General features: G+C 38.0%; 17 protein-coding genes. 7 read left to right on the top strand and 10 right to left on the bottom strand.

The genetic code is table 11. The annotated features are described in order from the left end of the window. Positions 1 to 106 precede the first annotated feature (106 nt). From DS745_RS25530 to DS745_RS20740, 4 genes are all read left to right on the top strand, one after another. Positions 107 to 262 (top strand): hypothetical protein, encoded by a 156-nt coding sequence (locus DS745_RS25530; protein ID WP_161568331.1) that lies wholly within the window; start codon positions 107 to 109, stop codon positions 260 to 262. Between the two features lie 188 nt (positions 263 to 450). Beyond that, positions 451 to 657 carry an RpnC/YadD family protein gene (locus tag DS745_RS20750; protein WP_129080176.1) on the top strand — a complete coding sequence of 69 codons (207 nt, stop codon included), beginning with the start codon at positions 451 to 453 and terminating at the stop codon, positions 655 to 657. A gap of 129 nt (positions 658 to 786) precedes the next feature. Next, positions 787 to 1,320 carry a GNAT family N-acetyltransferase gene (locus DS745_RS20745; RefSeq protein WP_129080175.1) on the top strand — a complete coding sequence of 178 codons (534 nt, stop codon included), beginning with the start codon at positions 787 to 789 and terminating at the stop codon, positions 1,318 to 1,320. A 195-nt stretch (positions 1,321 to 1,515) separates the two neighbouring features. Next, complete coding sequence (locus DS745_RS20740; RefSeq protein ID WP_129080174.1) at positions 1,516 to 2,082, top strand: peroxiredoxin family protein; 567 nt, start codon at positions 1,516 to 1,518, stop codon at positions 2,080 to 2,082. A 76-nt stretch (positions 2,083 to 2,158) separates the two neighbouring features. Here the strand turns inward: DS745_RS20740 and DS745_RS20735 are convergent, their stop codons facing one another. Next, positions 2,159 to 2,719 (bottom strand): hypothetical protein, encoded by a 561-nt coding sequence (locus DS745_RS20735; RefSeq protein ID WP_129080173.1) that lies wholly within the window; start codon positions 2,717 to 2,719, stop codon positions 2,159 to 2,161. A 210-nt stretch (positions 2,720 to 2,929) separates the two neighbouring features. Between DS745_RS20735 and DS745_RS20730 the strand changes: the two genes are divergently transcribed. Genes DS745_RS20730 through DS745_RS20720 form a run of 3 tightly spaced genes read left to right on the top strand, consistent with a single transcriptional unit; the run spans position 2,930 to position 4,872 of the window. Next, on the top strand, positions 2,930 to 3,304 hold the full coding sequence (locus tag DS745_RS20730; protein ID WP_129080172.1) for a GntR family transcriptional regulator: 375 nt from the start codon (positions 2,930 to 2,932) through the stop codon (positions 3,302 to 3,304). Continuing rightward, positions 3,294 to 4,172: an ABC transporter ATP-binding protein gene (locus DS745_RS20725; RefSeq protein ID WP_129080171.1), complete on the top strand. Its 879-nt coding sequence runs from the start codon at positions 3,294 to 3,296 to the stop codon at positions 4,170 to 4,172. The genes DS745_RS20730 and DS745_RS20725 overlap by 11 nt, the downstream gene beginning before the upstream one ends. Then, positions 4,165 to 4,872, top strand: coding sequence for a hypothetical protein (locus tag DS745_RS20720; RefSeq protein WP_129080170.1), 708 nt, complete (start codon positions 4,165 to 4,167; stop codon positions 4,870 to 4,872). Before DS745_RS20725 ends, DS745_RS20720 begins: the two co-directional genes overlap by 8 nt. Before the next feature lie 64 nt (positions 4,873 to 4,936). Here DS745_RS20720 and DS745_RS20715 read toward each other — a convergent pair whose 3' ends face one another. The 9 genes from DS745_RS20715 to DS745_RS20675 form a co-directional block, all read right to left on the bottom strand. Then, positions 4,937 to 7,123: a hypothetical protein gene (locus DS745_RS20715; RefSeq protein ID WP_129080169.1), complete on the bottom strand. Its 2,187-nt coding sequence runs from the start codon at positions 7,121 to 7,123 to the stop codon at positions 4,937 to 4,939. Next, positions 7,120 to 7,425 (bottom strand): hypothetical protein, encoded by a 306-nt coding sequence (locus DS745_RS20710; protein WP_129080168.1) that lies wholly within the window; start codon positions 7,423 to 7,425, stop codon positions 7,120 to 7,122. The genes DS745_RS20715 and DS745_RS20710 overlap by 4 nt, the downstream gene beginning before the upstream one ends. After that, positions 7,415 to 7,969, bottom strand: a complete 555-nt coding sequence (locus DS745_RS20705; protein ID WP_129080167.1) for a sigma-70 family RNA polymerase sigma factor — start codon at positions 7,967 to 7,969, stop codon at positions 7,415 to 7,417. The genes DS745_RS20710 and DS745_RS20705 overlap by 11 nt, the downstream gene beginning before the upstream one ends. A gap of 144 nt (positions 7,970 to 8,113) precedes the next feature. After that, positions 8,114 to 8,557: a HEAT repeat domain-containing protein gene (locus DS745_RS20700; protein WP_129080166.1), complete on the bottom strand. Its 444-nt coding sequence runs from the start codon at positions 8,555 to 8,557 to the stop codon at positions 8,114 to 8,116. A gap of 62 nt (positions 8,558 to 8,619) precedes the next feature. Next, positions 8,620 to 9,192: a hypothetical protein gene (locus DS745_RS20695; protein WP_129080165.1), complete on the bottom strand. Its 573-nt coding sequence runs from the start codon at positions 9,190 to 9,192 to the stop codon at positions 8,620 to 8,622. 88 nt (positions 9,193 to 9,280) lie between these two features. Next, positions 9,281 to 10,537, bottom strand: coding sequence for a M20/M25/M40 family metallo-hydrolase (locus DS745_RS20690; protein WP_129080164.1), 1,257 nt, complete (start codon positions 10,535 to 10,537; stop codon positions 9,281 to 9,283). A 135-nt stretch (positions 10,538 to 10,672) separates the two neighbouring features. Further along, positions 10,673 to 11,488, bottom strand: coding sequence for a M55 family metallopeptidase (locus tag DS745_RS20685; RefSeq protein WP_129080163.1), 816 nt, complete (start codon positions 11,486 to 11,488; stop codon positions 10,673 to 10,675). A gap of 48 nt (positions 11,489 to 11,536) precedes the next feature. Beyond that, a complete protein-coding gene (locus tag DS745_RS20680) occupies positions 11,537 to 12,679 on the bottom strand; it encodes a M20 peptidase aminoacylase family protein (protein ID WP_129080162.1) in 1,143 nt (380 codons plus the stop codon). 73 nt (positions 12,680 to 12,752) lie between these two features. Next, on the bottom strand, positions 12,753 to 13,490 hold the full coding sequence (locus DS745_RS20675; RefSeq protein ID WP_129080161.1) for a GNAT family N-acetyltransferase: 738 nt from the start codon (positions 13,488 to 13,490) through the stop codon (positions 12,753 to 12,755). Positions 13,491 to 13,506 lie beyond the last annotated feature (16 nt).

Genomic DNA, 13,506 nt, shown 5'->3' with positions numbered 1-13,506 from the left:
TAATCTGTTTTGGTTCATCTAACCTAACCCAGTAGCCCTTGCATTACTTGGAAAAATGGGCTACGATCATAGTGAAAAAGTACGTATTAAATTTGAATTTTCACGAATGTTACTAACATTAGAATTAGATCCTGCAAGGCAGGAATTAGTAACTGGAATTTTTGAAAAATACCATACGCTTAGCGAAACTGAAGAACAAGAACTAAAGGTTTATTTAAAAGGCTCTTTTCGTAAACATTGTGGCTTTTTTATCCTAAAATAATCGGAAAAATACCTTAGATGAAGATATCAGCCAATAAATTATGTAAGAAAAGAGCATTACTTACTAAATTAGTGGTAACTGCTTAGTGATTTGTGTAAAAATCCGGCTTTTGGGATTTTTACGAAAGCAACAAACTTTACGAAAACAGTCATTTAAAACAAATACCAGAAGATGAGGTGAATCACATTATGGAATTGATGACTTCATGGGAAAAAAAAGGATTTGACCAAGGAATTGAAAAAGGGATTGAAAAAGGGATGGAGAAAGGGATTGAAAAAGGTCTCGAAAATGTCACCAAGCGAATGCTTCTCGAAGGAGCGCCAATCTCAGACATTCTTAAATTCACCGGCCTTACTGAAGACCAAATAGACAGGATAAAACAACAGATGAAATAAGGTTATTTCGGAACGGCTCATTTTATGGGCTGTTCTTTTTATGTTTATATCGGTCATTACTGTGCATTTAGAACAATAAACTGATACTATGAAGTAATATAAATACTGAATAGGAAAGGACGTATCATAATGATTAGACAAGCACAAGCGGATGACTTCAAAGGTATTGCACGCGTCCATGTTGATTGTATTCACACTGGATATCAAGCAATTTTGCCAACAGACACAATCGAGAAATTTACATATAGTAGTCGAGAACAAAGATGGGAGAATGATCTGCCTAAAACGATAAGCGGAGGAACAATGAACTTCGTTGCAGTAGATGAACAAGGCAAAATTATTGGCTTTGCTCTTGGAGGAACGATGAGAGATCCTCGCTTAAGAATTGCGTATACTGGAGAAATTTACGGGATTTACATTCATCCTAACGCACAAGGCAAGGGAATTGGAAAACAACTCTTTAAAGCTGTTACTGAACATTTACTTTCCCTTCACCACACATCCATAGCTTTGTGGAACTTTAAGGAACATCACTCTTGTAATTTTTTCAAACACCTTGATGGAAAAGAAGTATACGAAAAAAGCACGGTAATTGGTGGGAAAGAGTTACTTGAATGTGCCTATGGCTGGGAGTTCGCTAAGAAAGAAAATGTATTAAATTAAGAAGACAGTCAATTAAGGAACGGACTCCAGGAATAGTTCGTTCCTATTCTTGTTTTCATAACGGCTCTTTTTCAGAACTACTTTAAACCTCAATCCTCCACCAGAAGTTTTCAAACAACTCTCTACATATTAGCAAAGCTAGGCTCATATTAATAATAATGAAATTATAGAATTGCAAATAGTGGAGGTCGATCCATGGAAACTTTTCTGATGTATTTCGTTATTATTCTATTATTTACTCAATCCTTCAGCTTATTTCTCATTTTACTTATGTATCGAAGGTCTCGTAAGATTGCACCATTACCTTTATCTCAAATATCTCTTGGTCAACCGCTCCCCCCTCTTCATGCATTCTCATTTACCAGAAACAAGAAAGTTACTATCAAAAGGCTAATTAAGAAACCCACTCTCATCACCTTTATTACACCTAACTCCAAGCCATGTAAAAATCTATTAGACGATTTGCAGAAATTCAATCAGCACTACGGTAGCGAAATAAACCTTATTACAGTAGTCTTTGGCGGAGAACCTGAGGGAAGAAGTCTATTGAGGAAGCAGAGAGTTCCTGGAGAACTCATTTGGGATCAAGATAAGAAGCTCTTCACTAGTTTTGGTGTAAAAGAAACACCCTTTGCTTTTGCTGTGGACGAAAATGGAGTCGTAAAAGACAAAGGATTTTGTAGTTCTATTAATCAAATAGAAGTCCTAACCTCTTCTTTTATACATTATGAAGAATTACAGGAAATAATAGAAACCAAATAGGAAACTCGACTCGGTGTTAGGAATTAGGCTTAGGCTATCCTATTACCGAGTAATTGTTTTACTTTTAACGTCTATACTACTCCCACTCAACTTCTTCGCTTTCTATCAATTCTTTTATTGTTTTAAAATGGTTTGTCCTTCCCAATATTTTATATCCATTCAAAAATCGCTCGTCTGCATTAAAACGATAGCTCTCGGTAAGATTGTAATTTAGATCCATCCATGTGCTAATCGTAAAAGTTAGATTAACACTAAGCTTACTTGAGGGGTCACTACTCTCTCCTCTAACAACTCTTTTCAGCTTTAGAAATTTAAAATCTTCTAAAATTCGTTCAATTGTCTCCTCATCCTCTATCGTCACTTGGCCTTTTCTTTGTTTATCAGGATCGTTAAAGCTTATCGTAAGTTCCCTTACTTCCGTTGCTTCGTTGATTTTCTTTGCTATTTTTCTCTCAAATGTTGTATATTGCATATGATTTACAATTAAAAAAATTATCAAAAAGACTAACACCATACGAGCGGAAAACATACTCCTCACTTTAACTCCCAACCCCCAAACGATAAGCGCTACTGTAATGAGCAATGCCACAAGATCAAAATCTAAATAGTCGTATATGAATATTAGTAGTGATTTCATTAGTTCCCTCCTCTTTTAATTTAAACTACCACTCTTACTTTAACATAAATTTCCAACTTTTAGTGATCTAATGTAGGGCAATACCCGTTAATCAGCTTTATCTTCATTTTTAAATTTTTCCAATTCCTAGTTGACAATACTTTCCAAATACCTTATAGTTAGTTACATAATTAATTAACCAATTAAGTCACTAACTAAGAAGGTGTAACCATGGATTCACGATTAATGGAAGATAAACCGATTTTTATACAGATCGCAGAACAACTAGAAGCAAGCATTTTGGACGGTTCCATAATTGAAGGAGAACGTGTCCCTTCGACAAACGAGTTTGCCAAGCATTACCAAATTAATCCTGCAACAGCTGCAAAAGGAATTAATCAGTTAGTTGATGAGGATATCTTGTTTAAGAAAAGAGGCGTCGGGATGTTCGTAGCGGAAGGTGCAAAAGACAAAATTTTAGCGAAGCGAAAGAATGCTTTTTATCAGGATTTTGTTGTTCCGTTAAAAAAAGAAGCAAAAAAGCTTGGGATTAACTTAGAAGAACTGCAAGCCTATATTCAAAGGGGGATTTACGATGAAGATTGAAATTAAAAATTTGTCAAAAAAATATACTGAAAAAATTGCCTTGAACGACTTAACCTTAGAGCTTGAAGAAAACAAAATCTATGGTCTTCTCGGGAGAAATGGTGCTGGAAAAACCACATTGATGCAGCTACTTGCCGGATATATGCTTCCGACAAGCGGTAGCATTAAGGTGAATGGTCAATCACCTTTTGACAATCGTGATGTGCTAAAAGACATCTGCCTAATCAACGAGAGCAACAACTTTATGAATCGTTTAAAAGTTAAAGACATATTAAAAATCGCCTCGCTTTTTTATCCTAACTGGTCTAACGAAAAGGCTGAACGACTCTTAGAAACTTTTAACCTTAAAGGGAAAATGAGTGTCAAAGGATTATCGAAAGGGATGGAGTCTGCGTTAGGGATCATCATCGGCTTAGCTAGTCGCACGAAGATTGCTATTTTTGATGAACCTTATATAGGACTTGATGCGTCGGCTCGCTATAAATTTTATGATGCATTACTAGAGGAATACGAAGAATATCCTAGAACAATCATCTTATCCACTCACCTGATTGACGAGGTTAGCAACCTCTTTGAAGAAGTAATCTTAATTAAAAACGGAGAACTTTTATTCCACCGCACAACGGAAGAATTATTAGAACTTACCCTAAAAGTAAGTGGTAGTAAACATGCAGTAAATTCGTTTATTGAAGGGAAAGAGGTTATCCATGAGGCTGAGCTTGCTGGACAAAAGGCTGCAACACTCTTTGGGGAAAGATACGACAAGCGAGAAGCAATTAGCTTAGGTCTAACTATCGAATCCGTTACCATTCAGCATTTAATGGTTTACTTAACTGAGGAAACACAAGGAGGCAAATTACATGCTTAAAGATATGAGAGCTATTCTATATTATCTAGTCATTGATCAACGTTTTTCCTTTTTCGTCTTTTGGTCTATCTTCATTGCTAGTTCTATATTCTTGCTAGCAATCTCCTACACTTTTTCTATTAATATGATTGTTTCAATCAGTATGGCAACTTACATTTTTTGTGGAATTTCAGGCTTCCTGCAAACGAAGATTACTTTTCCTTATTCAATTAAACTCGGCTTAACAAGAACTAGATACGTGATCGGATCATTCGTTTTTAATGTAGTATTAGCAATCACGATGTCACTATTTCATTTGATTATTAATAAATTGTTACTATTGATTGCGACTACCATTGGTGCCACTTCTTTTTCATTACTTACAACCGTGAATGCGACTACTTTAGCAAACACTTGGTATAACCTACTTTTCGTTGACATTGTTTTATGTACTCTAGTATTCAGTGTTGGGTTGTTACTAGGTACTGTATTCTATCGTCTAGGTCTAATTGGAGGAATTATCGCAATCGCACTAGCAACCATCAGTATCTTTATTCCAGCTACACGCAATTGGATGATCGACTCGTTTGTTTCTTTTAATGCAGGGCAGATCCAATTTGTCATACCTTTTGTGAGCACAATCGCTGTTACAGTGCTTATCTTTATCCCTATTTGGGGTATGTTAAAAAATGCTTCTACGACACCAGGTGTTACTAGGTAAATAGATTTTATAAAAAAGGAACAAACTCATCAAAATGAGATTGTTCCTTTTTCGATTTTTAAAATTAATTCACACGCTCTAACATCCTTAGAAACTGTGCAAGTTCAGGGTATTTCGCAAGATCATTTGCCTCGACCTTCTCTCCTATAAAAAACTTTCCTAATTCCTCTGTAACTATCTCAATTGGAACTTCCTTCTCTAGTTTACGAATTTCCGCTAACCAATCTTTCGCTTCGTAGCTTCTTTCTTTGTACTTCTCAGCTAAGTATTGTGCAGTGTTATAGTCTTTTTCTAGGTAGATCTCAATTGCTAGTAACAACCCAACAAATCGGTTCGAACGGTCTTCCTCCATGATTTCATGAAAGCTTTCCCTAGACTCTTCCAGCTTTCCTTGTTTCATAAGCGCTCTAGCATAAATTGATTTGGCATAAGATGAGACATCTCCCGCTAGTTGGTACCACTTCTCAAACTCTGACCAATTTTCCTGATCAAAATAAAGTTGGGCTAACGTTATGGCATATTCAGATGACTGACTTTGCTCGGCTAGTGCTAGCCAGTATGGCAATGCTTGCTGTTCGTTTTTCCGATCTAGGCCGATCATTCTAGCAACCATTCTCAGACTATGAATATCATGCGGATTTATTTCAACATTTTCTTTGTACATCTCGAGCGCTTCTTCTATTTTCCCAGTTAAAAATACCTGGTCAGCATCTGTGAGCTCTCTAGCTTTTAGATGATAAAATGGCAACGGCCCCATCGTTTCTTCTCGTAACCTGTAGCCATTACTTTGACCAATCAATTGCCCTCTTTCATTAAAAGCCTTTACTGACCAAGAAAACAAACCGTCAATATTCGCAAAGCCAAGAAGCGATTCAGGTTTCACTGACGTCCAGTTATCTCCTGAAAACATAATACCAGTAGTTAAACTATACAGTTCCTCTACTGAGATAGTCACTTCTGAATCCTTAATACCAGATATCACCTGAAAACCTGTTGAGCTACCGTCTAACTCAAAGCCACCATGAAGTGTATAGCTTGTGGCACCAGGAAAAGGCTCCCAAGCAAAGGTAATCTCCTGATTACGAATGATTTGATAATTGGTCGGCTCAATAACAGAAATGAGCGGCGTAATTTCAATTTCGTACTCAAACGTTTCTGTTGCTTTTACATCTAACCAATCGTCCATCTCCACTGGCCAAGACCAACCATCAATTTGATCAAACATAAAACCAACATGTATTTGATAACTTCCTGGAATAACACCGGTGAAGGAAAAACTCCCATCTGGCTTTGTCACGGTTTGATAGCGCTCGTATTCAGACACCGATTGATTTGTCACATGCTCTTCACGCAAGAAAATTCCAACATTACTTAAAGGTTCACCATCTGAGCGGATGACCTTACCTACTACTGTACCAAGCTGGCCGTTATCATTCATTAACCGCTCCACTTGTTCGCGATACATGATTGCTGTTTCATAAGAAGGATACCAGCTTGTTTCAGATTGAAGATCGTTTTCCATTTTTAATTCTTTCTTGAATGACTCATTCCACTCTTCATAGTCGTCAATCGCTACACTCAATATAGCGACTGCTTCCGCTAACTTTCCTTTTTGAACGAAAAGTTCTGCTTTTAACCTCGCCAACTGTAAAGGTATATCAGTAAACACCTCGTTTACAGTGCCTTCAAATGCTTCAATGAATAATTCTGCATCTGCAATATGATTCAAGTTAATGGCTAATTCAATTCTCTTTAATTCAAGCTCATGATAAACAAACGAAGACGTAGAGAAACGCTGAAGTGCTTTTTCAAAAACGCTAAGTGCATGTTCAAAGTCACCAAGACTTTCATAGTATGATACTAGAATTTCGACCGTTCTCCGTAAATACCCATCAGCTGGTGCTTCATCAAGATATATTTGTAGGTAAGGCAAACTTTCCTCAAGTGTAAATATTCGATCACCTGTGACAGATCCCCAACTCGACATCGATGGACCAATATAAACATCATAGCGATTTCCTGTTGGGTGTCTTTCAATCATATAATCCTTTATTAGCTTTAAAGAGTTAATCCGATCTTTTTCAATTTGCTTGATGATTTGTTGTTTCGCCCCATCTACATTCCCTCGCGATACTTCATGACTAATAACTCTCCCTTGTAAAATTGGTTGCAGAACGAAGACAAAAACAATGCTAAATGAAAGCAATACGAGCACTCCCGCTATCAAATGTTTCATTTTCATTTTGATCATTTTTTACTCACCTCTTCGTATAAATCACTCCAATAAAAATTCCCACCAACTTGTATTAACTGACGTGGTTGTTCCGTTTCATCCTCTAGTAAGGCAGGTAACAAGCTAACGCTTAAAAAGATAGCTGCAGTAACACCAATCGGAACAAGCGGTACGGTAATTTCTTTATTTAACCAGTGGCGTATTTTTTCAGACAATTTCCTTGGGTGTGTTCTTTGTAAAACTTCTGCAGAACTAGAAAAGGAAACATGAGCCAACTCTGTGTCTAACTTTTGCTTGACTAATTTTTTCTCACTTTGCAATGCCAACTCCACCTTTCGTCAGTTCCACTTTCAATAAAGCTCTTGCACGAGCTAATCTTGTTTTAACCGTATTTTCATTTTCTTTTATGAGTAGAGCTATTTCTTTTACCGTCAGTTCCTGGAAATAATACAACGTGATAACTTCACGATAATGATAAGGTAATAGTGTAATAGCTTCACGCAATTGCTGGTCTCTCCAAGTAGCAATCAATGTCTCTTCCGGTAGTAGTTCATGTTCGTCAATTAGATGATCTTCTTGTTCCTGCTCCTGGTGTAGAAAAATATTCTTCCAACTCCACTTTCTCATGCGAGCCCGACACCCATTGGTTGTAATCATCAGCAACCAGCTCTTCAGCTTCTGCTCATCATGGAGTTGGTAAATTTTTTGATAAGCCATAACAAACGTATCCTGAACAATTTCTTCAGCAAGATGAGGATCTTTCACCAGCAAAATTGCCGTACGAAGGAGACTATCTCCGTATTTATTCATCATCTCAATCACCGCTGCTTCTTCTTTCCTTTTTAAACGCTCGACGAGATCCACTCCTTCGCCTCCTCTCACTAATTAAGATGCCGTCAGATTAACATAGGTTTCATTTATTTGGAAAAAATTTATAATTCTAGCTTAATTGACTTTTTGTTTCACTACAACAAAAAAAGAACACCCTAAAGATGTTCTTCACACTTTCTATTTAGTAGCTAAGTTGACCCATGTTTCTTCTAACCACTTATCAAAGTCGGCACCTTTCTCGCCTTCATAGGTATCATATAAATCCGACCTCATCTTTTGGACTTTTTCTTTGAAGTCTTGATAAGAGTGATCAGCCGGGAGACTCTTTTTAATTCTCAGTAAGACTTTATTTGTCCCCTTAATTACCTCACCTTGCTTTCGTTTAGGCATCGGTACGTCTTCACCTAATGCTTGTAGCATGCGATAAGAGGCTTCCTGTACTTTATAAACGGAATCTCCATTCATACTATACTTTAAGAGTTCAATTGCTTCTTTTGTTTTCAACTCACCTAGCTCTTGGACCGCATCTAAACGCTCTCGCCAATTCGATGTTCGATTAATCGATTTTTTTAATTCATTAAACTTAGCCTTTACATCTGCACTTTTGTCTTCTGTATGCAACTTTCTATCTCCTTTTTGTAACATAGTCTTTGATAGTTTACCATAAGTCACCAAAATGCATACTATAATGTTAAAAAGAAAATGATAAATGACGCAACCACGAAAAACATGACTAGACCCATAACTAGACTTATACCAAACTCTTTTTTGGTATAGCCTTGTAATTCAGCTGTCGATAAACGGTCAATTTTTCGATTACGAAAAAATAAATGAAGATTTACCACTAGAATAATGGCAACTGCTAACGTCAACCAATAAAATGGATCTAGTCCATTCGGTAAAAATGGTTCATTTCGGTTGTCAAAAAGTAACTGCAGTGATAGAAGCGGAATGAGAATAGCTCTTGAATACAGTTCTGAACTCTTATGTTTATACCACTCTGGCCCTAATTTTTCTTTTTCATAACTTACTAGCCTTTTCGCCCAAGAAAAGGGTCGTAGATCTATGCCCTTAAACTCAAGCCAATTAAGAAAACAAATTGTAGCAATAAAAGTGACCACCGCTGATAACGCTTGTAGACGTGTCGGTTGCAGCTCAACAATGGCTGCGGTAAATAATGAGAGGACAACAATTATATAAAGGTTAGTGCTAATCATTTGTCTTAATCGCAGTTTTCTTACCTCAAAAGAATTCATTATTATATACGCCCCCCTTGTTATGAACATATACGTGTCTCTTCTCTATAAAGTTTCGTTTAACAGAAAGTTAGATCCCATTAGAAGTCTAATTGTCTTTTCTTTGGCTAACCAATAACGGCTCAGTCAGTTGGTCAATTCCTGCTAACCCTAGTACAGTTAACAGAATTTGTTGTGGTCCATAATACGCATCTTTCGGATCAAAATATTCCTTTAGCGTGTGTATTCCTCCAAAGTCTCCACCGCCACCTAGAGTAACCGCTGGAATGCCTAAACTAATTGGGACGTTTGAGTCTGTACTGCTTGGGGGCTCTAAAATTGGTTCAAATCCAAGAAATTTACTCGACGCTGCAGCTGCTTGAACAATCGTTGCATCATCTGCTTGTGAGCCAGCAGGTCGGTCTCCTACCTCTTTTATCTCTACTAACAATTCATCACTGTTCCAACGTTTATTTTCTTCCTCAGCAGCTTGATGTAGGATTTTTAGTGCTTTGTCTTCTAATCTTGACAATTCTTCCTGGCACGTCGATCGTAAGTCTATGACCATATTGGCATCAGCCGCAATAGTATTGACCGATGTGCCTCCGCTAATGGTACCAACCGTAAACGTTGTTTTTGGTTCACGAGGTGTTTCTAATTCAGAAATAAGTGCAACCGCTCGACCTAACGCATGGATCGCGCTTGGAATTCCAAAATCGCCGAAACTATGTCCACCACGACCACGATAAGTCACACTATAGCGACGGCTTCCAGTGGCTAAATACGTAATTCGAGATGGTGAACCTGGTTCAACCGAGATAAACGCGTCGATGTCACTTCTATTTTTTTCAAATAGAGCTTTGACACCATTTAAATCTCCTAGACCCTCTTCTCCTACTGTTGCACCAAACCAAAGATCTCCCTTGGTTTCAATCTGAAAATGATTTAGTACCTTGAGAAGCGTTAAAACAACAGCTAACCCTCTACCGTTATCCGAAATTCCCGGGGCATATATTTTTCCATCTTTATGTTTTACAGTAACATCCGTTCCCTCTGGAAAGACCGTATCTAAATGCGAGCATACCACAACGGTTGGTCCAGACCCTGTACCTTTACGTACGCCAAAAACATTCCCAACTTCATCCGTATGTATATTTTCCAAGCCTAATTGCTCCAACCGTTTTCGATACTCCATCCCTCTCACCGTTTCACTAAATGTAGGCGCAGGTATTTCAGTTAATTCGATTTGGTCTCTTAGAGTAGCCTCATTCTCGTTTTTTAAAAACTCAAGTGCTTCTTTGATCAATGAATTTTGTAAAAGTAGTTCGTATGTATTCCCCACAGCGGGTGAAAGATTACTAGTCATATAGAAAACCTCCTGTATGTAAAATTACGACAATTATATTTTATCATATTATTCTTACTTGAACCTTTTTCGACTACTCTCATACCGAAAAAAGAAGAGCCCTTCCCTTTATTTCATGGAAAGGCCCTAAAACTATTATGTGGATGAAGCTAGACTTATTAAACTACGAATATAACGAAATGCAGTAATAAAGTCATCTGCTTGAAAACGATGGGTTTCCCCGTTTACTTTTTCTACGATTGGCAGTACTTCAGCGGCATCTGCAAAACCCGAATGAATGTAAGTTAATTCGACCGTGTACGGCCCATTTATTTTAAATGGTTCGATACTCTTTCTCTTTTCGAGTGCTGAAATGACTTTTTGTTTGATTAATGCTTGAGATTTAGCTGGTGCTAGGTTTTTAGCAGCAACCCTATTTCTTGTCTGCTTTACAATTGCTGTTTCAATTGAAGGAACTAACTCTTCAGCTTCTGCCCCTGCATACTGACAGCCAGTAACTAAGACCGTTGGAACATTGAACGTACCGGCAATCGCAGCATTAATCCCTATTTCCCCATAATCTACCCCGTTAATTTTGATGTTTGTGACCACTTTTCCACTAAAGGAGTGATTTAATATCCCAGACTGACCCATTCTAGAATGATGGCCTAATAAGATCACAGCATCAAAGCTGTCATCAATTCCTTCCATCATCGATAACATCTTTGGAGAGCCAATGATGTACTCAGCTTCTGAATGAAGTAACTCAGGAATTAAATTCCGCATCGTTCCGTGTGAATCATTTATTAGTATTTCTGTAGCTCCTGCTTCCAAGGCTCCTTCAACAGCAGCATTTACTTCTGCTGTCATGAGTCTTCTAGCACGATCATGCTCCATTCCATCTCTACCCGTTTGCTCTTGGTGAACAATCCCCGCTACACCTTCCATGTCCGCCGATATAAAAACCTTCATTATCTTTCCCCCTAACTTAGTTTCAGCCCACTATCAATCGTATTCACGTTATCTTTGTTCAAATAACCTACATATTGATAAACTCAACAATTTAATTCCATCAAATAGAGAAGAAAGCTCAAAAGACATATTCGGGTGATGTAAACCTGGTGATAAATCCGTTCCTAAACCAATCATCGTAGCCTTTAAGTCCGGATACGCTTCGCTATAAAAGTGAAAATCCTCTCCTCCTGGAGTTGGCTTCGTGGTAACTAACCCTTTTTCACCGAGTACATCTACGATCACCTGACTGACTATTTCTTCCAACTCCCTGTTCGGTCTCGCCGCAACCATTTTGGCTGGAATTTCTAAGTTTACTTTTGTTCCGTTGATGGCAGAAGCACTTGTTACTGCTTTCTTCACTTTATGAAGTAACAGATCCATCGCATCATTCGTTTCAGCTCTTAGGTCAACTCCAAATTCACCATAATCGGGAATAATGTTGACATTATCCCCACCTGCTTTCATCATCGTAACCTTGGCGGAATATGAAATAGTCGGATCTAACTTAATAGAGTTAATCGCTTGAACGATTGCCGCTAAAGAATCTACAACATTAATTCCTAAATGAGGCCTAGAGCCATGTGCTTGAACCCCCGTAACAGTACCTCGTAATAAAGTGGTTGCCCCGTGATAAATAGCAGGCGTTGCCTCTCCTAAGTTTAGATCTTGAATAGGTCTAACATGAATTCCTAGCAACTGGTCAATATCTCGGATGACATCTTTTTCAATCAGTGCCTTGGCACCATTTCCTGACTCTTCTGCAGGCTGAAAAATGATTTTGAGTAACCCATTAGGTTGGTAACCAAGCTCCTTTAGGCATCGTACTGTATACAAAACCATTGTCATATGAGCATCATGGCCGCATGAATGGTTGGCTTTCCACTCTCCGTTCACATTTTGCCAAAGCGCGTCAATATCGGCACGCAAACCAATCGTGGGTCCAGAGTCCTTATTTCCCCAATACCCTACAACACCAGTTATATCTTCAAATGTTTCATAGGGTAAACCCATGTCACTTAGCCTCTCACTTAGGAAGGCTGTTGTTTCTTTTTCTTCCCAACTAACTTCTGGGTGAGCATGCAACTTCTGGTAAGTTGCTAGAATTTCATCTTGATGCTCCTTCACCCAACGGTTGATTTCGTTTAACATCCTTAACCTCCGATTACAACATTTTTTTAGCAACATAGTAGTTAGCGGGATGATCTTTACTTTCTTTTTTCATCTACATCACTACATACCCCCGAGAAAATAGTCTTTGAAAGATTTCACGGTGAGTATATCGCCATAACATAGCAAGTTCTCTATTTTCCTTTTTTATTACATGGATGTTCGCTGGTACGGCAATTAGAAAGTAACTCTCATCTAGCGGAATGTCTCGAACAACAGGTCTTATAAGAGGAATTTCCCCCTCCCAATCTACTAGCTTCGTTATCTCTTGGGCAGTAGATTGATACTCTATTGTATTTTGTGTAAGATCCCACTCCAAAAATAGGCGATCAGCAGGTAACCCTTGGTTAATCTCATCATTTAGATCTCCGTAATAAGAGCAAATATACGTTTGAACATAACCTCCGAGTTTACTTAAGTTTAAGTAAGCATTTCTGGACTCTAAAGGATCAAACGTCCAAACAATCTTTTCATATCCATAGCTTTTCGCCCATTCTTTTTGTTTATACTTTAACTGCTCACCAATTCCTTGGTCTCGATATAAAGGATTTACTGCCATCATATGAGAGACAAGCATATTCTTCCCATCCTTAAACCCTGGAAAGCCATAACAAAATCCTACTAATTGCTGATTGTCATAGGCACCAATGACCGAGCCTCCATTATAGATTGAAGCTACGAGATGTGGGAGCCCTGTACCTGTTGCTCGGCCCCAAATCGTTTCTTGAAATGATACAATCTCCTCGATATCATGTACATCATGGACAAATTGATATTCTATTTTTCGAGACATCCCTATCACCTTTCCG

Source organism: Anaerobacillus alkaliphilus, assembly GCF_004116265.1.
In the GTDB taxonomy this organism is placed as follows: domain Bacteria; phylum Bacillota; class Bacilli; order Bacillales; family Anaerobacillaceae; genus Anaerobacillus; species Anaerobacillus alkaliphilus.
This window is presented reverse-complemented; position numbering and strand designations above follow the sequence as displayed.